General features: G+C 61.7%; 14 protein-coding genes and 2 riboswitches. Of the genes, 8 read left to right on the forward strand and 6 right to left on the reverse strand.

From position 1 onward, the window contains the following. Positions 1 to 145: 145 nt before the first annotated feature. Positions 146 to 3,856, reverse strand: coding sequence for a methionine synthase (metH, locus tag ACM6J5_RS03360; protein ID WP_095941884.1), 3,711 nt, complete (start codon positions 3,854 to 3,856; stop codon positions 146 to 148). Between the two features lie 156 nt (positions 3,857 to 4,012). Here metH and ACM6J5_RS03365 point away from each other — a divergent pair, with 156 nt between their 5' ends. Both ACM6J5_RS03365 and nfuA read left to right on the forward strand, forming a co-directional pair. Continuing rightward, positions 4,013 to 6,310, forward strand: a complete 2,298-nt coding sequence (locus ACM6J5_RS03365; protein ID WP_414927818.1) for a fatty acid cis/trans isomerase — start codon at positions 4,013 to 4,015, stop codon at positions 6,308 to 6,310. A 218-nt stretch (positions 6,311 to 6,528) separates the two neighbouring features. Beyond that, on the forward strand, positions 6,529 to 7,113 hold the full coding sequence (gene nfuA, locus ACM6J5_RS03370) for a Fe-S biogenesis protein NfuA (RefSeq protein WP_007912592.1): 585 nt from the start codon (positions 6,529 to 6,531) through the stop codon (positions 7,111 to 7,113). Between the two features lie 165 nt (positions 7,114 to 7,278). On the opposite strand, the gene cobM is transcribed toward nfuA, so the two are convergent. The 4 genes from cobM to ACM6J5_RS03390 form a co-directional block, all read right to left on the reverse strand. Next, positions 7,279 to 8,025, reverse strand: a complete 747-nt coding sequence (gene cobM / locus ACM6J5_RS03375) for a precorrin-4 C(11)-methyltransferase (RefSeq protein ID WP_414927819.1) — start codon at positions 8,023 to 8,025, stop codon at positions 7,279 to 7,281. Positions 8,026 to 8,108: 83 nt separating this feature from the next. Then, complete coding sequence (locus ACM6J5_RS03380) at positions 8,109 to 8,522, reverse strand: cobalamin biosynthesis protein (RefSeq protein ID WP_095941887.1); 414 nt, start codon at positions 8,520 to 8,522, stop codon at positions 8,109 to 8,111. Continuing rightward, the gene (locus ACM6J5_RS03385) at positions 8,519 to 9,226 is read right to left on the reverse strand and encodes a CbtA family protein (RefSeq protein ID WP_150673388.1); all 708 of its coding nucleotides are present in this window, start codon (positions 9,224 to 9,226) and stop codon (positions 8,519 to 8,521) included. The genes ACM6J5_RS03380 and ACM6J5_RS03385 overlap by 4 nt, the downstream gene beginning before the upstream one ends. An 11-nt stretch (positions 9,227 to 9,237) precedes the next feature. After that, positions 9,238 to 9,429, reverse strand: a complete 192-nt coding sequence (locus tag ACM6J5_RS03390) for a CbtB domain-containing protein (RefSeq protein ID WP_095941889.1) — start codon at positions 9,427 to 9,429, stop codon at positions 9,238 to 9,240. Between the two features lie 120 nt (positions 9,430 to 9,549). Continuing rightward, positions 9,550 to 9,776, reverse strand: a riboswitch (cobalamin riboswitch). A 173-nt stretch (positions 9,777 to 9,949) separates the two neighbouring features. Next, positions 9,950 to 10,163, forward strand: a riboswitch (cobalamin riboswitch). Between the two features lie 102 nt (positions 10,164 to 10,265). On the opposite strand from ACM6J5_RS03390, the gene cobW reads away from it, so the two are divergent. From cobW to ACM6J5_RS03415, 5 genes are all read left to right on the forward strand, one after another. Next, the gene (gene cobW / locus ACM6J5_RS03395) at positions 10,266 to 11,336 is read left to right on the forward strand and encodes a cobalamin biosynthesis protein CobW (protein ID WP_095941890.1); all 1,071 of its coding nucleotides are present in this window, start codon (positions 10,266 to 10,268) and stop codon (positions 11,334 to 11,336) included. 3 nt (positions 11,337 to 11,339) lie between these two features. Beyond that, a complete protein-coding gene (gene cobN, locus ACM6J5_RS03400) occupies positions 11,340 to 15,167 on the forward strand; it encodes a cobaltochelatase subunit CobN (RefSeq protein WP_414927820.1) in 3,828 nt (1,275 codons plus the stop codon). A 160-nt stretch (positions 15,168 to 15,327) separates the two neighbouring features. Next, a complete protein-coding gene (locus ACM6J5_RS03405; RefSeq protein WP_095941892.1) occupies positions 15,328 to 16,335 on the forward strand; it encodes an ATP-binding protein in 1,008 nt (335 codons plus the stop codon). 119 nt (positions 16,336 to 16,454) lie between these two features. Further along, on the forward strand, positions 16,455 to 17,000 hold the full coding sequence (locus ACM6J5_RS03410; protein ID WP_414927821.1) for a vWA domain-containing protein: 546 nt from the start codon (positions 16,455 to 16,457) through the stop codon (positions 16,998 to 17,000). A gap of 188 nt (positions 17,001 to 17,188) precedes the next feature. Continuing rightward, positions 17,189 to 18,835: a phospholipase D-like domain-containing protein gene (locus ACM6J5_RS03415; protein ID WP_414927822.1), complete on the forward strand. Its 1,647-nt coding sequence runs from the start codon at positions 17,189 to 17,191 to the stop codon at positions 18,833 to 18,835. Positions 18,836 to 18,842: 7 nt separating this feature from the next. Here ACM6J5_RS03415 and ACM6J5_RS03420 read toward each other — a convergent pair whose 3' ends face one another. Then, on the reverse strand, positions 18,843 to 20,069 hold the full coding sequence (locus ACM6J5_RS03420; protein WP_414927823.1) for an NADH:flavin oxidoreductase/NADH oxidase family protein: 1,227 nt from the start codon (positions 20,067 to 20,069) through the stop codon (positions 18,843 to 18,845). Positions 20,070 to 20,146: 77 nt separating this feature from the next. Here ACM6J5_RS03420 and ACM6J5_RS03425 point away from each other — a divergent pair, with 77 nt between their 5' ends. Then, positions 20,147 to 20,551 carry a MerR family transcriptional regulator gene (locus tag ACM6J5_RS03425; protein ID WP_150673394.1) on the forward strand — a complete coding sequence of 135 codons (405 nt, stop codon included), beginning with the start codon at positions 20,147 to 20,149 and terminating at the stop codon, positions 20,549 to 20,551. The last annotated feature ends 37 nt before the right edge of the window (positions 20,552 to 20,588 follow it).

Consider the following 20,588-nt stretch of genomic DNA (forward strand, 5'->3'; position numbering starts at 1 on the left):
AGCCGCTGGCTAACTAATGTAGGAGCGAGCCTGCTCGCGATAGCGGTCTATCAGTCAACATTAATGTTGAATGTTACTCCGTCATCGCGAGCAGGCTCGCACAAGGGATCTTTACCGACCACGATGTTGTGGTCGGCAAAGCAGTTTAGTTGTCGTAACCCAGGTTCGGCGCCAGCCAGCGCTCGGTCACGCTCAATTCCTGACCTTTACGCGAGGTGTAGCTCTGCACCTGGTCCTTGTCGACCTTGCCCACGGCAAAGTATTGCGCCTGCGGGTGGGCAAAGTACCAGCCGCTGACTGCCGCCGCCGGGAACATCGCGTAGTGCTCGGTGAGGAACACGCCGCTGCGGCCTGCGCGCATTTCCTGGGCCTCTGGATCAAGCAGGGCGAACAGTTGGGCTTTCTCGGTGTGATCCGGGCAAGCCGGGTAGCCCGGTGCCGGACGGATACCGCTGTACTGCTCCTTGATCAGTGCCTCGTTATCCAGCGCTTCATCCTTGGCATAACCCCAGTAGTCTTTACGCACCTGCTGGTGCAGCCACTCGGCGCAGGCCTCGGCCAGGCGGTCGGCCAGGGCCTTGACCATGATCGAGTTGTAATCGTCGCCGGCGTCCTGGTAGGCCTTGGCCACTTCTTCGGCGCCGATCCCCGCGGTGGTGATGAAACCACCCACGTAGTCGGTCACTTCACTGTCCTTTGGCGCGACAAAGTCGGCCAGGGAGAAGTTCGGCTTGCCGTCGGTCTTGATGATCTGCTGGCGCAGGTGATGCAGCTTGGCCATCGGCTTGCCGTCATCGCCATAGAGCTCGATGTCGTCGTCATGCACCTGGTTGGCCGGCCAGAAACCGAACACTGCGCGGGCGCTGATCAGCTTCTCGTCGATCAGTTTGGTCAGCATTTCCCGAGCGTCTTTATAGAGCGAGGTGGCGGCTTCACCGACCACTTCGTCCTGGAGGATGCGCGGGAACTTGCCGGCCAGATCCCAGGATATGAAAAACGGTGTCCAGTCGATGTACTCGGCCAGGACGTTGAGGTCGATGTTGTCCAGCACCCGGGTGCCGGTGAAGGTCGGCTTGACCGGTGTGTAGCTGGCCCAGTCGAATTGCGGCTTCTTGGCGATGGCCGCGCCATAGCTCAGGCGTTCGGTGCGGGCGCTGCGGTTGGCAGTGCGCTCGCGAACCTCGATGTAGTCCTGGCGGGTCTTCTCGACGAAACCGGCCTTGAGCTCCTTGGACAGCAACTGCGTCGCCACGCCCACGGCGCGGGAGGCGTCGGTGACGTAGATCACGGCATCGTTGCTGTACTTGGGCTCGATCTTCACCGCTGTGTGCGCCTTGGACGTGGTCGCACCACCGATCATCAACGGCAGGTGGAAGTCCTGTCGCTGCATTTCGCGGGCAACGTGGACCATCTCATCCAGCGACGGGGTGATCAGGCCGGACAGGCCAATGATGTCGCACTTCTGTTCTTTGGCCACTTGCAGGATTTTTTCCGCCGGCACCATCACGCCGAGGTCGACGATGTCATAGCCGTTGCAACCCAGCACCACGCCAACGATGTTCTTGCCGATGTCGTGCACGTCGCCTTTGACGGTCGCCATCAGGATCTTGCCCTTGGCCTCTGGCTTGTCGCCTTTTTCCAGTTCGATGAACGGGATCAGGTGCGCCACGGCCTGCTTCATCACGCGAGCGGATTTCACCACTTGCGGCAGGAACATTTTACCGGCGCCGAACAGGTCGCCGACGATGTTCATGCCGGCCATCAACGGGCCTTCGATCACTTCGATCGGGCGGGCGAAGGACTGGCGCGACTCTTCGGTGTCTTCAACGATATGGGTGGTGATGCCTTTGACCAGCGCATGCTCCAGACGCTTGTTGACGTCCCAGTTGCGCCACTCTTCGGTCTCGGCTTCCTTGACGCTGCCGTCGCCCTTGTACTTGTCGGCGATGGCGAGGAGGGCGTCGGTGCCTTCCGGGGTGCGGTTGAGGATCACGTCTTCGACGGCGTCGCGCAGCTCCGCCGGGATCTGGTCGTAGATCTCCAGTTGCCCGGCGTTGACGATGCCCATGGTCAACCCGGCGCGGATCGCGTAGAGCAGGAACACCGAGTGAATCGCCTCGCGCACCGGGTTGTTGCCACGGAACGAGAACGACACGTTGGACACGCCACCGGAGGTCAGCGCATACGGCAGTTCGTCACGGATATAGGCACAGGCGTTGATGAAATCGACGGCGTAGTTGTTGTGTTCTTCGATACCGGTGGCGACGGCGAAGATGTTCGGGTCGAAGATGATGTCTTCCGGCGGGAAGTCCACTTCGTTGACCAGAATGTCGTAGGAGCGTTTGCAGATTTCCTTCTTGCGCGCTTCGGTGTCGGCCTGGCCGGCTTCGTCGAAGGCCATCACCACCACCGCAGCGCCATAGCGCTTGCACAGCTTGGCGTGATGGATGAACTGTTCAACGCCTTCCTTCATGCTGATCGAGTTGACGATGCCCTTGCCCTGGATGCACTTGAGGCCGGCTTCGATCACTTCCCACTTGGAGGAGTCGATCATGATCGGTACGCGGGAGATGTCCGGCTCGCCGGCAATCAGATTGAGGAAGGTCACCATGGCCTTCTTCGAATCGAGCATCCCTTCGTCCATGTTGATGTCGATCACCTGGGCACCGGCTTCGACCTGCTGCAGGGCGACTTCCAGGGCTTCGGTGTAGTTGTCTTCGCGGATCAGGCGGGCGAACTTGGCGGAACCGGTGATGTTGGTGCGCTCGCCGACATTGACGAACAGCGAGCTGCGATCGATGGTGAACGGCTCAAGGCCCGAGAGGCGGCAAGCCTTCGGGATGTCCGGAATCTCGCGCGGCGCATAACCGGCCACGGCCTTGGCGATGGCTTCGATGTGGCCCGGCGTGGTGCCGCAGCAGCCGCCGACGATGTTGAGGAAGCCGCTCTGGGCGAACTCTTCGATGACCTTGGCGGTTTCCGACGGCAGTTCGTCGTACTCACCGAATTCGTTCGGCAGGCCGGCGTTCGGGTGCGCGGAAACGTGGGTGCCTGCCTTGTTCGACAGTTCTTCGAGGTACGGGCGCAATTCGCGGGCGCCGAGAGCGCAGTTCAGGCCGACGGAAATCGGCTTGGCGTGGGCCACGGAGTTCCAGAACGCTTCGGTGGTCTGGCCCGACAGGGTGCGGCCCGAGGCATCGGTGATGGTGCCGGAAATCATGATCGGCAATTCAATGCCCAACTCCTCGAACACGCCTTGCACGGCGAAGATCGCGGCCTTGGCGTTGAGGGTGTCGAAAATGGTTTCGATCAGGATCAGGTCGGCGCCGCCTTCGATCAGGCCTTTGGTGGACTCGGTGTAGTTCTCCACCAGTTCATCGAAGGTCACGTTGCGGTAGCCGGGGTTGTTCACATCCGGGGACAACGAGCAGGTACGGCTGGTCGGGCCGAGCACGCCGGCGACGAAGCGCGGCTTGTCCGGGGTTTCGAGGGTCTTGGCGTCGGCAACCTTGCGCGCCAGGCGTGCGCCTTCTACGTTTAACTCATACGTCAGGCCTTGCATGCCGTAGTCAGCCAGGGAAATCCGGGTGGCGTTGAAGGTATTGGTTTCCAGAATGTCGGCACCGGCGTCCAGGTAGGCTTTTTCAATGCCGCCAATCACGTCCGGACGAGTCAGTACCAACAGGTCGTTGTTGCCTTTGACGTCGCTTGGCCAGTCAGCGAAGCGTTTGCCACGGTAATCCTGCTCTTCGAGCTTGTAGCTCTGGATCATCGTGCCCATACCGCCATCGAGAATCAGGATGCGCTCTTTGAGGGCGTGCTTGAGAGCTTGAAGGCGAACGCTGCGATCGGACATTTGGACTACTCGGTAAGACCATGACGAAGGGCCGGGATGATAGCAAACCTGTGCGCTTTTGGAGCATGACTCGAATTTGCATGAATATCGTTCATGTTGGTAAGGATGACAGACCGGTAGAATCGCGGCGTTTTTTCAGGATTCAGGACCAGGGACATGTCGTATCGCTTCGTCATCGGCACATTGCTGCTGTTTTCAAGCTGGGGCGCCGTGGCGCAAGGACCGGCGATTTCCTCTGCCATTTCATACAGCCGCGACATTCAACCGATCTTCACTGAAAAGTGCGTGGCCTGCCACGCCTGCAACGACGCCGCCTGTCAGCTCAACCTGGGCAGCGGTGAGGGCGCGGCACGTGGTGCGACGAAAGTCCCGGTTTATGACGGTGACCGCACTAAAGCGGTGGCACCGACCCGACTGTTCTATGACGCCTCCGGCAAACAGGCCTGGCAGCAAAAGGGCTTCTATTCGGTGCTCGATGCCCAGGGCAGCCAGGCTGCACTGATGGCGCGGATGCTGGAGCTTGGCCACAGGACTTCGTTGCAACCCAACGCGAAACTGCCGGAGGACATCGTCCTGGGCCTGAATCGGGAAAACATGTGTGCCATGCCCGCAGAGTTCGACGGCTACGCCGCCAGGCATCCGAAGGAGGGCATGCCGCTGGCAGTGACCGGCCTGACCGACCAGCAGTACCAGACGCTGCAACGCTGGCTGGCGGCGGGCGCGCCGATTGATCAGCAGGCGCTGGCGCCCAGCGCCAGGGAAGCCTTGCAGGTGGTGCAATGGGAAAATCTGCTCAATTCGCCGGGCGCCCGGGAAAGTCTGGTGGGGCGCTGGCTGTACGAGCACTGGTTCCTCGCCCATCTCTACTTCAGGGACGGCGAGCCTGGGCATTTCTTCCAGTGGGTGCGTTCGCGCACCCCGAGCGGCCAGCCGATCGACCTGATCAACACCCGTCGCCCCAACGATGATCCGGGCACGGAGTTCTACTATCGCTTGTGGCCGGTGCAGGGCGTGATCGTGCACAAGACCCACATCACCTATCCGCTGAGTCCAGCAAAGCTGGCGCGGGTCAAGAGCCTGTTCTACAGCGGCAACTGGCAGGTCGACGCGTTGCCGGGCTATGGACCGCAGAGCCGGGCCAACCCGTTTGCCACCTTCGAAGCGATTCCGGCCCAGGCGCGCTATCAGTTCATGCTCGATAATGCCGAGTACTTCGTGCGCACCTTTATCCGTGGGCCGGTGTGTCGTGGTCAGATCGCCACGGACGTGATCCGCGATAATTTCTGGGCGCTGTTCCAGGCGCCCGAGCACGACCTGTATGTCACCGATCCGAACTATCGCGGGCAAGCCACGCCGTTGCTGGCCATGCCGGGGCAGAACGATGATGTCGGCAGCGTCCTCAGCCTGTGGCACGACTACCGCGACAAGCGCAACGAATACGAAGCCTTGCGCCGGGACAGCTACGCCGATGAGCCGGCGCCGAGCTGGTCGACCCTGTGGGCCGGCAACGACAATGCGTTACTGAGCATCTTCCGCCATTTCGACAGCGCTTCGGTGACCAAAGGCCTGATCGGTGAGGTGCCGCAAACCATATGGCTGTTCGACTATCCGCTGCTGGAGCGCACCTACTATCAACTGGCGGTGAACTTCGATGTGTTCGGTAACCTGTCCCACCAGGCCCAGACGCGCCTGTATTTCGACCTGATCCGCAACGGTGCCGAGCAAAATTTCCTGCGCCTGATGCCCGCCGATTCCCGGGACGACTACCTGGATGACTGGTATCAGAATAGTGGCAAGTTCAAGATGTGGCTGGACTACGAGACCATCGATGACGATAAACCGACCGCGCTGAGTCTGAGCCCGGCTGATCCCAAGCGTGACTTTGCCCATCAGTTGCTGGCCCGATACGGCGACCTTAATGCCAGGCCCGACCCGATCAACCGTTGCGATGGCGCTTACTGTTCGCGGCCGAACATCGACCCGGACCTGCAAAGTGCCGAGCAGGCGTTGAGCCGCCTGACTTCGCGTCCGGCCGCCGGGCTGAAGGTCATCGATCAGTTGCCGGAAGCCACCCTGCTGCGTATCGAAACCAGTAGCGGCAAGCGAGAGGTCTATAGCCTGCTACGCAATCGTGCGCACAGCAATGTGGCGTTTTTGCTCGGTGAGTCACTGCGCTACCAACCAGGTCTCGACACCCTGACGATTTTCCCGGGTGTGCTCAGCAGCTACCCGAACTTCATGTTCAACATCCCGGCCGGGCAAGTGCCGGCCTTTGTGGATGCGATGGAAAGCGCCAAGGACAGCGACAGCTTGGAGAAAATCGTCGAACGTTGGGGAATACGCCGCAGTCATGCGCAATTCTGGTTCTATTTCCATGACCTGAGCCGCTATATCCAGGAAAACGATCCGGTGGAAGAGGGCGTGCTGGACATGAACCGCTACGAGAACCTCTGATCCGCCACAAATCCCCTTGTAGGAGCGAGTTCGCTCGCGATGGTCTTAAGTGCTCCGCGTAAACCCGGGAGTGCGCGTTATCGTTGGCGACCATCGCGAGCAAGCTCGCTCCTACAGAAAACCAGGGGAATAGTCGGAATCTTTCCCGACAAAAATACTAGGACTTTGTCCGGCGCGTTGATTGGCGTAAACTGCGCCCAAGCCTGCGAGGAGTTTCCATGACCGCTATTACCATCACCGACGCCGCCCACGATTACCTGGCTGATCTGCTCTCCAAGCAGAACACCCCGGGCATCGGCATCCGCGTCTTCATCACCCAGCCTGGCACCCAGTACGCCGAAACCTGCATTGCCTACTGCAAGCCGGGCGAAGAAAAACCCGAAGACACCGCGCTGGGGCTCAAAAGCTTCACCGCGTACATCGACCACTTCAGCGAAGCCTTCCTGGACGATGCCGTTGTCGACTACGCCACTGACCGCATGGGCGGCCAGCTGACCATCAAGGCGCCAAATGCCAAAGTACCGATGGTCAACGCCGACAGCCCGGTCAACGAGCGCATCAACTACTACCTGCAAACCGAGATCAACCCGGGGCTGGCCAGCCACGGCGGTCAGGTCAGCCTGATCGATGTGGTCGAAGACGGCATCGCTGTCCTGCAGTTCGGCGGTGGTTGCCAGGGCTGCGGCCAGGCCGACGTGACGCTGAAGGAAGGCATCGAGCGCACCTTGCTCGAGCGCATTCCGGAGCTCAAAGGCGTTCGCGACGTGACCGACCACACGCAGAAAGAAAACGCCTACTACTAAGGTGTTCGCTGCGAAATGAAAAAACGGCGCCCCGTGAGCGCCGTTTTTTTACGGGTTGAATTCACTGACGCCTTCGCGAGCAGGCTCCCACAGTAGATCTTCAGTAACCAGGGACTTGTGCCCCGCACAGACCATTGTGGGAGCGAGCCTGCTCGCGAAGGGGGCTTATGGGCGATAGAGATGCGCATGCCCGGCGCGATACAACGATGACTCGCTGAATTGATCATTGCCCAGAACCCGACCCACCAGAATCAATGCCGTACGGCGAAAGCCCCTGGCTTCAACCTTCCCGGCAATATCCTCCAGCGTGCCCACCACCCAATCCTGATCCGGCCAGCTTGCGCGGTGCACCACCGCAATCGGGCAATCGGCGCCGTAATGAGGTAGCAGTTCCTCAACGATCTTCGCCAGGTGATTGACCCCCAAATGAATTGCCATGGTCGCGCCGTGCTGCGCCAGGCTGGAGAATTCCTCTCCCGGTGGCATGGCGGTCTTGTCGGCGTAGCGAGTCAGGATCACGCTCTGCGAAATGTCCGGCAGGGTCAGCTCCGCGCCCAGGAGCGCCGCGCAAGCGGCGGTGGCCGTCACGCCGGGTACGATTTCGAACGCAATGCCCAGCTCACGCAGATAGCGAATCTGCTCGCCAATGGCGCCATACAGGCTCGGATCGCCGGAGTGCACCCGGGCGACATCCTGGCCTTTGGCGTGGGCGCTCCTGATCAGGTCGATGATCTGTTCCAGATGCAGTTCGGCGCTGTTGACCACCTGTTCGGCACAGTGACCTTCCAGCACGGCGGCGGGCACCAGGGAGCCGGCATAAATGATCACCGGGCAGCTGCGAATCAGCCGCTGGCCCTTGACGGTAATCAGTTCGGGGTCGCCGGGACCTGCGCCAATGAAGTAGACGGTCATGGTCGGTTCCTGTGGGGAAATAGAGGCTGAACAGGGCTTCAGATGAAGAATGTTCATGATCAAAGGCGGGGATTATCGGTTTTTTACGCAGCGCCGGCCAATGCCAGTGTTGCCTGGGCGTATTTTTGTCGTGGAATCAGCAGTTTTGCCGGGGCCTGGGCCAGTTGTTCCGCCAGGGCCAGTGCGGCGCTTTCCGCCACGCCGTAGCAACCGGTGCGTTCAAACGCTATTTGCGATTGATGACTGAGTTGCGGTTCATAAGCGGCCAGTTGTTCACTGCTGAAATACATCAATTCCAGGCCAAGCTGCTGAGCCAGTTCGATTAACGCAGGTTCGTCGCGCTTCGAATCGATGCTGGCCAGTGCCTTGATTTCCTGACGCCCAATCTGGTGCGCCTCCAGCGCCTGATCGAGCAGCGCCAACAACGTGCTGACAGGGCAGCCTCGCTGGCAGCCCAGGCCGACCACCAGGGTCGGCGCTGTGCTGATATCGATCATGCGTGGTATTGACCATCGCTTTTGCGACGGAACAACCAGGCGCTGATCAGGCCCAGGGCCAGCCAGAACGCCACGTTGGTCAGTTGCGAAGCGATTTTGAACCGGGTTTCCAGCGCCTCTGGAGCGAGCATCGAATGCACTTCCGGTTGCGGTGCGCCAATCACATGGGGAACGGCGAGGATCGCTGCACCCAGGACTTTCATCAGCCAGTGACGGCTGAACACGATCAGTGCGATACCGACGGCGGTGGAGGCGGCGGTACCGACCCACCACAGTTGCCGTTGTGCCAGGTCGGCGGCGGCGGTGCCGGGCAGTTCAGGTGGCAGGCCGAGGGTCGGCGCGAGCACGAAGGTCGCGTAACCGGCCAGGCCCCAGAGCAGGCCTTGCGAGGTTCTGGTCGGCGCACGCAAGGTGTACAGGCCAGCGAGCATCAGGGCGAAACCGACGGCCACCACCAGGTTGCCGCCAGTGGTCGACAGCACGCGCTGCCAGCCGTCTTCCGGCTCCCAGGCTTGCGCATCGTGAGTGTGGGCAGCCGTCGCACCGTCGGCGTGTTCATGCATTTCAACAGCGGCCGGTTCGGATTTTTCGTAGGTCTCGGCCTGCAAAATCAGCGGGGCGACCCAGAAGCTTTGCAGCAGGGTCAACAACAGGGCGGCCAGCAGCCCTGTGAAACCTGCGGTTTGCGCAATACGCTTGATCATGTCGACAGCTCTCAATGGCACGGGAACGCGGAGCTGTGACGGGTATCATGGGCGGCGTTGTGCACCGCTTCGATGTGCGAGAAACCGGCGAAATACACAAGGCAGGCGCCCAGAATCGACGCGCAGACGGCGGCGGTCAGACGTTGGGTCAGGGTTGAGGTGGTGCTCGCGGCTGTGTGTTCGGCGCTGCTGATGATCGACATGGCGTTTCCCTCTGGTCTGTCAGCGGGGAATAAGAGCGCATGCAAAAACCCGCACGACCAGGCGCGCAGAGGTTCAAACAGCGCCCGCCCACCGCGGGTTTGTTGGTTCAGTGACCGTACTGGTCACTTTGTGTTGCGGGCCGGTCTCCGGGCTCACGAGGGGCAAAGGCTTTGGCCTGAACCTGAAAACATCACCTTCCCATGCCTTGCAGGCACAGTGGATCTGACGCTTCGCTCGCTTACCGTTGCGGGGGCAGCACCGGACTGACATGGCTTAAGAGTAAAGCACATGATTCACCGGTTTCCCGTTTCACCCTGTGAAGGGCACCCGTAACAAGGCGTGTAGGAGAGCATGGGCGGGGGTTGGGCGTCAATTGGCAAGGGTTCTCAACTCGAAACCGAGGTGACTTCATCGCGAGCAGGCTCGCTCCTACCGGGGAATGCGATCAACTGTAGGAGCGAGCCTGCTCGCGATGGGGCCGGCGGCGCTACAAGACATTGACCCGCCCCAAGACCATGCGTAGCCTTGCGCTTTCGAGGTTCTTCGGCGTTTGTCGAAGCTAAGAAGGGAACGCGGTCGATGCCGCGGCTGCCCCCGCAACTGTGAACGGTGATGTTCGTTGCCACGCCACTGCAGGCTCAAATCATGAGGCCGGCGGGAAGGCGCAGCGAATGCCAGGCTCAAGGCCGGCACACCGTCAGCCAGGAGACCTGCCTCGTCACAGATTCTCACTTTCAACCGGGCGGGGTGATCCGGTGGCGAACTCTTCAGGCACGCGCGTCCGTGTTGCCGGTCGTCGTCCCGTATGCCCGCCACTTAAGCCATAGGGCATCCGATGAAAACACTGGCCAAACTCCCCGTCACCATCGTCACCGGCTTTCTCGGCTCGGGTAAAACCACGCTGCTGCGGCACATGCTCGACAACGCCCAGGGTCGCCGCATCGCGGTGATCGTCAACGAATTTGGCGAGCTGGGCATCGACGGCGAAATCCTCAAGCAGTGCTCCATCGGTTGCACCGAAGAAGAAGCCAACGGCCGTGTCTATGAGCTGGCCAACGGCTGCCTGTGCTGCACCGTCCAGGAAGAATTCTTCCCGGTGATGCGCGAACTGGTGGCCCGTCGCGGCGATCTGGACCACATTCTCATCGAAACGTCCGGCCTGGCGCTGCCAAAGCCGCTGGTGCAGGCCTTCCAGTGGCCGGAAATCCGCAGTGCCTGCACGGTGGATGCGGTGATCACCGTGGTCGACAGCCCGGCCGTGGCCGCCGGCACCTTCGCCGCGTTCCCGGATCAGGTCGACGCCCAGCGCAAACTTGACCCGAACCTGGACCACGAATCGCCGTTGCACGAACTGTTCGCCGACCAACTGGCCAGTGCTGACCTGGTGATCCTCAACAAGGCTGACCTGATCACCCCGGCGGACCTGGCCCGCGTGCGCCTGGAAGTCGCCGAGGAATTGCCGCCAGCGGTGAAAATCATCGAAGCCAGCAGCGGTCGCCTGCCGCTGGACGTGCTGATCGGCCTGGGTGCCGGCTCCGAAGAACACATCGACGGCCGTCACAGCCACCACGACCATCATCACGATGGCGACGACGATCATGACGACCACGATCACGACGCCTTCGATTCGATCTCCATCGAACTGCCGCAAGCCGATGAAAGCCTGCTGCTGGACGCGCTGACCCAACTGGTGGTCCAGCACGGCATCCTGCGGGTCAAGGGTTTTGCGGCGATTCCGAACAAGCCGATGCGCCTGCTGATCCAGGGCGTGGGCACGCGTTTCGACAAGCATTTCGACCGCCAGTGGGGCGCCGAAGAAGCGCGAGTCACCCGCCTGGTGCTGATCGGCCAGCAACTGGACGCCACTGTTCTCGAAGCGCAATTGCGCGCCGCGCTCAGCGTGTAAGCCATGCACCTGCTCAGGACCCAGCCCGGCGGTTTCGTGTCGGATGACAATATCGCCGACCTTGGACAAACCCCCGCCGAGCTGGTTGTCCTGTGCAGCGGCGATTCCAGCCTGGCGCTGCTTGCCGAAGCGGCGCAACAGTTGCCCGACGATTACCCGAGCGTGCGCCTGGCCAACCCGATGCAGGTGCAAAACCATGCCTCGGTGGATTTGTACGTCGATGAAGTGCTGCGTCACGCCAGGGTGATCCTGATTTCGCTGCACGGCGGCATCGCCTATTGGCGTTATGGCATCGAGCGCCTGGTCGAGCTGTCGCAGCGCGGTGTGCAGGTGATTCTGGTGCCGGGCGATGATCGCCCGGACCCGGAGCTCAGTGACCTGAGCACCGTCGGTGCCGAAGATCGCGACCGGCTCTGGCAGTTTCTGCGTCAGGGCGGTATGGGCAACGCCCTCGATTTCTTCCGCTGCCTGGCCAACCGCTGGCTGGCCCGTGATTACACCTGGGGCGAGCCGCAAACCCTGCCACGCACGGCGGTTTACCATCCGCACAAACATTCTGCCGCACTGAGCGACTGGCAGGCCGACTGGCAGGCCGGTCAACCGGTGGCGGCGGTGTTGTTCTATCGCTCGCATTTGCAGGCGGCGAACACCGCGTTCATTGATGTTTTTTGCCAGCGTTTGCAGGCGGCGGGGTTGAATCCGTTGCCGATTGCCCTGGCCAGCCTGAAAGAGCCCGGTTGCCTTGGCGTGGTCGAGGACTGGCTGGACGAGGCCAGCGTCTCGGTGATCCTGAACACCACTGGCTTCGCCCAATCCAGTCCCGAAGCACCGCATCTGCGCCCGTTTCGCCGCGATATTCCGGTGATCCAGGCGATTTGCGCCCAGGACAACGAACCGGGTTGGCGCGCCAGCGAACAGGGCCTTGGCCCCCGTGATCTGGCGATGCACATAGCCTTGCCTGAACTGGACGGACGCATCATCAGCCGCCCGATCAGTTTCAAGGACCTGGCGTGGCGCAGTGAGCGCAGTCAGTCGGATGTGGTCTGCTACCGGGCCCAACCTGAGCGCATGGACTTCGTTGCCGAACTGGCGCGGCGCTGGGTCGATCTGGCGCGGGTGCCCAATGCTGAAAAACGCATTGCCTTGATTCTCGCCAATTACCCGACCCGCGACGGCCGCATCGGCAATGGCGTCGGCCTCGATACCCCGGCCGCCGCGCTGAATATCCTGCGGGCGCTGCATGCCGAAGGTTATCCGTTGCCGGCTGAGTTGCCGGACAGCGGCACCGCGCTGATCCAGCAGTTGCTGGGTGGCGTCAGCAACGATCTTGAGACCCTCGACCTGCGCCCGTGCCAGCAAAGCCTGGGCATGGATGATTATCTGGCGATGTTCAACGCACTGCCCGAAGCCAACCGTGCGGCGGTGCTCGAACGTTGGGGCGCGCCGGAAAGCGACCCGATGTGCCGCAGCGGACGGATGATGATCGCCGGCCTGCGCTTGGGCCTGACCTTCGTCGGCATTCAACCGGCGAGGGGTTATCAGGTCGATCCGAGCGCGGTGTATCACGACCCGGACCTGGTGCCGCCCCACGGTTACCTGGCGTTCTACTTCTGGCTGCGCAACGCCTACGGCGCCCACGGTGTGATCCACGTCGGCAAGCACGGCAACCTCGAATGGCTGCCGGGCAAAGGCGTCGGGCTGTCGGAACATTGTTGGCCAGATGCTTTGCTCGGGCCGCTGCCGAACATCTATCCGTTCATTGTCAACGACCCGGGCGAGGGCGCCCAGGCCAAGCGGCGCACCCAGGCGGTGATCATCGATCATCTGATGCCACCTTTGACCCGCGCCGAAACCTACGGCCCGCTGCGCAACCTCGAATTGTTGGCCGATGAATATTACGAAGCGCAGTTGCTGGACCCACGTCGTGCCCGAGAGTTGCAGCGCGACATCCTGCAGCTGGTGCGTGACACCCACATCGACCGCGAACTGCAACTGGACGAGCAGCTCGACAGCGATGCCGACGCGGCGATCTGGTTGCCGCGGCTCGACACCTACCTGTGCGACTTGAAAGAGTCGCAGATCCGCGACGGCCTGCATGTGTTCGGCGAATCGCCCACCGGTCGTTTGCGCATCGATACCTTGCTGGCGTTGCTGCGCATTCCACGAGGCGATGGCCGGGGGGCGCAGTCGAGCCTGCTGCGGGCGCTGGCCAAGGCGTTCGGGTTGGGCTTCGACCCACTGGATTGCGCGCTGGCCGAGCCGTGGACGGGGCCGCGTCCCGAGCCGCTTTTGCTGGTCAGCGACGAGTCTTGGCGTACGGCGGGGGATACCCGCGAACGCCTCGAGCTGTTCGCCACACAACTGATCTCGCAGGCATTGGCCGACCCATGTAGGAGCGAGCCTGCTCGCGATGGAGTGTCAGCCACATTGATGCCAACTGACACTCCATCGCGAGCAGGCTCGCTCCTACACGAGGTGCAAGCCATCATCGACAACCTGCGCGAGGTGGTCGCCCCGCGTCTGGACGCCTGCGGTCCGGCGGAAATGCGCGGATTGCTCGATGCCCTGGGCGGTCGCTTCGTCCCGGCCGGTCCCAGCGGCGCGCCGAGTCGTGGTCGCCTGGACGTGCTGCCCACCGGTCGCAATTTCTATTCGGTGGACGTGCGCAACCTGCCGACCACCACGGCGTGGCGCATCGGGTTCCAGTCGGCCAACCTGATCCTCGAGCGGCACCTGCAAGACCACGGCGATCATTTGCGCCAGCTCGGCCTGTCGGTGTGGGGCACCGCGACCATGCGCACTGGCGGTGATGACATCGCCCAAGCGATGGCGCTGATGGGCGTGCGTCCGGTCTGGGCCACCGGCAGCCAGCGGGTCGACGATTTCGAGATTCTGCCGTTGAGTTTGCTCGACCGTCCGCGGGTGGACGTGACTTTGCGCGTGTCCGGTTTCTTCCGGGATGCCTTTGCCAATCTGATTCGCTTGTTCGACGCGGCGGTGCAAGCGGTGGCCGACCTCGATGAGCCGGACGACCTCAACCCGTTGGCGGCCAAGGTACGCGCCGAGCGTGCAGCCTTGCTGCAGTCAGGGCTCGATGAAGAGGCTGCGCGACGTCAGGCCGGCTGGCGGATATTCGGAGCCAAGCCCGGTGCCTACGGCGCGGGCGTGCAGGGCGCCATCGACGGTCGCCTGTGGCAGAGCCGTGAGGACTTGGCGGAGGTCTACCTCAACTGGGGCGGCTACGCTTACGGCGGTTCCGACGAAGGCACCGCCGCCCGCGAACAGTTCAGCCAGCGCCTGAGCCAGGTACAGGCGGTGCTGCAAAACCAGGATAACCGCGAGCACGATCTGCTCGACTCCAACGATTACTACCAGTTCCAGGGCGGCATGCTCGCGGCGGTGGAAAGCCTGAAGGGCGAGACGGCGGCCAGCTATCATGGCGACCACAGTCAGCCGGACCTGCCGAAGATTCGCACCTTGAAGGAAGAGCTGAACCGGGTGATCCGCTCCCGGGCGGCCAATCCGAAGTGGCTCGAAGGCGTTAAGCGTCACGGCTACAAAGGGGCGTTCGAAATGGCCGCGACGGTCGACAACCTGTTCGCCTTCGACGCCACCACGCAGTTGATCGACGATCACCAGTACGCGTTGCTGGCCGATGCCTATCTGCTCGATCCGGACACCCGGGATTTTGTTCGCGAACACAATCCCCATGCCTTGCGCGACATGACCGAGCGCATGCTCGAGGCGCAACAGCGCGGGATGTGGAAGGAGCCCGGCGAGTACCGCGAGGCGCTGGAGAATTTGTTGCTGGATATAGAAGAAGACGGCTAATTACCGCAAATCCTGTAGGAGCGAGCTTGCTCGCGATGGACTTAAGGGCGACGCGTTTTTCCAGTAAACACGCGTCATCGTTAACGACCATCGCGAGCAAGCTCGCTCCTAGAGAGATTGGGGTGCCTGTGAGATCACCGACCATGACCGAGATAAAACAATGACCGACATCCCGCATTTCCCGCTCTCCGCCGTGGTCGGCGCCGACGATTTGAAACTGGCCCTGTACCTGACCGCCATCGACCCGAAAATCGGTGGCGTACTGATCGAAGGCCCGCGTGGCATGGCCAAATCGACCCTGGCCCGTGGTCTGGCGGACCTGCTGGCCAGCGGTCAGTTCGTCACCTTGCCGCTGGGCGCCACCGAGGAGCGGCTGGTCGGCACCCTCGATCTCGACGCGGCGCTGGGCGAAGGTCGCGCACAGTTTTCCCCCGGCGTACTGGCCAAGGCTGACGGAGGCGTGCTCTACGTCGACGAAGTCAATCTGTTGCCCGATCACCTCGTTGACCTGCTGCTCGATGTGGCCGCCAGCGGCACCAATCTGGTGGAACGTGACGGTATTTCCCATAGGCATTCGGCGAAGTTCGTGCTGATTGGCACCATGAACCCGGAAGAGGGTGAACTGCGTCCGCAATTGCTGGATCGTTTCGGCTTGAACGTCGCCCTCGGTGGCCACACCGCGCCGACCGAGCGCGGCCAGATCATCCGCCGTCGCCTGGATTTCGACAGCGATCCGCAAGGTTTCTGCGCCGAATGGGAATCCGCGCAGGCGTCTCTGCGCGAACGTTGCCAGAACGCACGCAACGCACTGGCAAAGATTCCTCTCGATGACCAAGCGCTGGCACACATCACTGAGCGCTGCTTTGCCGCCGGCGTCGATGGCTTGCGCGCCGACCTGGTCTGGCTGCGTGCCGCCCGGGCACACGCCGCCTGGCGCGGGGCGCATACCATCGCCGAGGACGATATCGACGCCGTTGCCGAGTTCGCCTTGCGCCATCGTCGTCGCGAGCATTCACCACCGGCACCTCAGCCATCCCAGGCTGCGCAACCCGCTGCACCGCAGAACGCCAATCCGAGCGAAGGTCAGGGCCAGTGGGGCGAGTTGCCTGCCCAGGCGCTCTCGGTCGGCGCACGACGTGAAGTGCCGAGCTGGCCAAAAAAGCCCTAGGCATTCGCCTTCGCTGCGACGCGGGGGCGAATGCCAGACCCCGTGCCGGGCGGCTGGACCACGGCAAACAGGGCAAGCGACACGCAGCCCCCGGCGGCTCCGTCAACTGGCCTGGCACATTGCTCAATGGCCGACCGCGTCAGCGCGACGACCTGTTGTTTCACCTGCGTACTCGCTCGCCCCATGAACTGTGGCTGGTGATTGTCGATGCGTCGGCTTCAACCCGCCGTCATCAGGCGTTGAGTGATGCCAAAGGCTTGCTGGCGCAGCTGTTCGATGATGCCTACCGCCAACGTGCGCGACTGGCGTTGCTGACCGCCAGCGGCTCGGTGCCCAAGTGGCAGGTGCAAGGGTTGAAGGCTTCCAACGGTTTGCGCCATTGGCTCGATGGGCTCGGCGCAGGCGGCGGAACGCCGTTGCTGGCGGCGCTGGGTGAGGCGAGGCACTGGCTGGCCGCGCGGCAAAAGCGTTTTCCGGCGGAACAGCAAAGATTTTTATTGGTGACCGATGGGCGGCTGAAGGACTGGTCCATGCTGCCGGCAATCGAATGTCCAGGGCTGGTGATCGACATCGAACGCGGGCCGATTCACCTTGGCCGGGCAAAGGTGTTGGCAGCGCAGATGCAGGTTGATTATCGACACATCGATGAGCTGATTTCAGGTTGAGTTTTGTGCTGACAGTGCCGGCCCCATCGCGAGCAGGCTCGCTGCCACATTGGAATGCACTCTCCTGTGGGAGCGACGGTGCGACGATTCGACCTGCTCGCGATGGCATCCCTCGGGTATTGGATAATTACGGTTACCCGCATCGCTGCCCTATGCTGCTGTAAGCAAGCCATCCACAGGAGTGACCCATGCGCGTTCTAACCCGCAATGATCAGGACGATTTTCGTGTCAAAGCCTACGCCGGCACCAATGGCGTGCTGTTGGCCATGGACCTGGCCGAATCCCGTCGCATTGGCCTGTTGGGTTTTGCCATTGAAAAACAGCAGGGCAGCAAACCCTGGATGTTTCTGTTCAATAGCCTGACATTCCCGGACAAGGACCATACCTTCCCCCGGTTCCACGCCACGCCCAGCGATATTGCGCCGTTACAGAAATTCCGTTGGGCCGATTACGCGGTCAATCCGGGGATGACGATCCACTATCGGGTCTATCCGGTCTACGGCAGCCACAATGCGCCACAACTGGGTGAGTGCCTGGCGGTAACGGTCACCTCCGACGATGGCCATCCTGGCAACCAAAGCGTCAACTTCAACCGCGCAGTAGCCGCCAGTCAGGCGTTCGAGCGCAAGTTTCCCGATCTCGATGCACTCATCGGCAAAAAGCACAAGCTGCCCATCGAAGCCTGGCCCGATGCCCCGCGTAGATGGTTGGAGAACGGTTTGCTCGGGCGCTTGTTGGGGTTTATCGAGCGTGCTGTCGATGGCCAGTGGGCGCTGGATATCGCCATCTATGAGTACCAGTTGCAGGTGATTGTCGACGCAGTGGAGGCTGCGCTGGAACGCGGCGTGAAAGTTCGCGTCCTTTATCACGCGCAACCGGGCGAAGACACTACCGCCTTGAACGAGGTCAGTCTGAAAAATATCCCCCAGGCGAACAAACGCGGGCGGGTCACCCACAATATCTTTCACAACAAGTTCATGGTCTTGAGTCGGCTTGACGCAGCGGGGCAGCATCAGCCCGAAGCGGTACTCTGCGGCAGCACCAACTTCACCCCCAACGGCGTTTACCGTCAGGCCAACGTGGTGCATGTGCTGGACGATACGCGGCTCAGTACCCTTTATCTGCAAACCTTCGAGCAGGTCTGGAGCACGCCGGCAGATGTCGGCGCCACGCGGCAATGGATCACGCAGCACAACCCGATGGATCCGACGCAGGCCCTTTTCGCCGGGTTCTCGCCGCGCTCGGGCGGGGGGGATCTGGATGAATTCGTCTCGATCATCAATGCCGCGAAAAAGGACGTGCTGTTCGTCACTGCGTTCGCCTTGCCCGACGCTATCCTCAACGCCTTGCTCGGCTTGCCCCATGACGACATCCTGCGCTATGGCCTGCAAAATACCACCAGCGAAATCACCGGGTTTCACGCCGACCGCACCGCTGAATTCACCACCGTTGCCCTGCTCGACAAAGGGCTGGAAGGCTGGCTCCAGGAAAGCAGGGAGGGTCAGAAGGGTAATATCCTGGTGCACACCAAAGCCATCGTCACTGACTTCACCAGTGATGCGCCGACGATCATCAGCGGTAGCCACAACCTCAGCGCCGCAGCCAGCAACGGCAATGACGAAAACTATCTGATCATTCGCGGCGATACCGATCTGGCAGACCGTTATGGCCTGGAGTTGCTGCGGTTCTACGAGCATTACCGCTTTCGCTATTTCGCGAAAAAGCTAGCGCTCAAGCAGGTCCAGCCGTTGGCGACGGATAACAGCTGGACTGATGACTATTACCGCGCGGGGAATCTACGGATGTTGTCGCGACTGCGGTTTACCGGCCAATAGCGATCCATCATTGCGCGCTCATGGCCCGGCGATACTGACGCGTGCGTTTGGCGATGTATAACTGATCAATAATCAACGCCAACAACGCCGAAACCTTGGGTCGGGTTTTGCGCCCACGGCTCAAGCGATGCAGCTGGAACTTGACCACCGCCATGCTCGCCAGCGCCGCCAGGGGCTTGCGCTTCCAGCGGATCGGCGGCAGTTGCGGATGACTGTCCCGGCCTTCGCGCCAGTGCTTGACCAGGTGCGGTTCCACGGCCAGTGCGGTGCCGATGCCAGCCATGGCAATGCCGCTGTCGAGCACCTGTTCGACGATTGCCAAACGGCGGATCCCGCCGGTCACCATCACCGGCATCCGCGCCACGCTGGCCAATTCACCGGCCATTTCCAGAAAGTACGCCTCCCGTGCCAGGGTCCGGCCGTCGCGCGCTTCGCCTTGCATGGCCGGTGCTTCGTAACTGCCACCGGAGAGCTCCAGCAGGTCGATCGCTTGTTCGTTGAGCCACTGGATCACTTGCCGTGCATCATCGGCATCGAAACCACCGCGCTGGAAGTCCGCTGAATTGAGCTTCACCGACACACAAAATTGCGGCGACACCGCCTGGCGAACCGCCTCGACAACGGACAACAGCAGACGCGCGCGATTTTCCAGGGCGCCGCCCCATTGATCGGTGCGCCGATTGGTGAGTGGCGAAAGGAACTGGCTGATCAGGTAACCGTGGGCGGCGTGGATCTGCACCCCGGTAAAACCGGCTTTCTCGGCCAGTGCGGCGCTGGCGGCGAAGCGTCGGATCACCTCCTGGATGTCGTCCTCGGTCATGGGCTTGGGTTCGGCGAACATCTTCGAAAACTGGCCGAGATCCAGCGCGACCGCCGATGGCGCCAAGGCTTGCTGGCCGAGGTTGGCCATGGTCTGGCGGCCAGGATGGTTGAGCTGCACCCAGAAGTGCGCACCGCCGGCCCGACCGACACTGGCCCACTGGCGGAAACGATCCAGGTGGCGCTCGTCTTCCAGGGCTACACCGCCGGGGCCGGTCATGGCGCGGCGGTCGATCATCACATTGCCGGTCAGCAACAAGCCGGCTTCACCCTCGGCCCAGGCCTGATACAGGCGCAACAGCGCCTGGTCGGGCACCTGATCGGTGTTGGCGAGGTTCTCTTCCATCGCGGCTTTGGCAATGCGATTGCCGATGGTCTGGCCGTTGGGCAAATTCAAGGTTTGGAAGGGTGACATGCTTGACTCCTCAAAGTGATGAGCAGAGGCTAAGCTTAAAGTTAACTTTAATGTCAAGCAGGTAAAATGAGGCCGCAATGAAAATTGGCGAATTGGCGCAGTTGAGCGGGTTGACCGCATCACGCATCCGTTTTTACGAGTCTCAGGGCTTGATCCGGCAGGTCGAGCGTTCTTCCAACGGTTATCGGCGTTACTCGCAACAGGCGCTGCAAACCCTGCAACTCATCCAATGCGCACAACAAGCCGGTTTCAGCCTGGAGGAACTCAAGCAGTTGCTGCCGGATACTGTGACGGGCGCGTTCAAGCACGACGAGTTGATGGCCGGCCTGCATCGCAAGATCGAGCAGATCGACGAGATGCAACGGCACCTGGCCCATAGCAAGGCGCAGTTGCTGGGCTGGATCGACACCATACAGGCCAGGCCCGAAGGCATGAGCTGCGATGAAAATGCCGAGAGGGTGATGACGACATTCAAACACTAGGTCGGGCAGGGACACGGGAACCGGATTGCGCATCAGC

The organism is Pseudomonas sp. IT-P74, assembly GCF_949768175.1.
Classification (GTDB): Bacteria; Pseudomonadota; Gammaproteobacteria; order Pseudomonadales; family Pseudomonadaceae; genus Aquipseudomonas.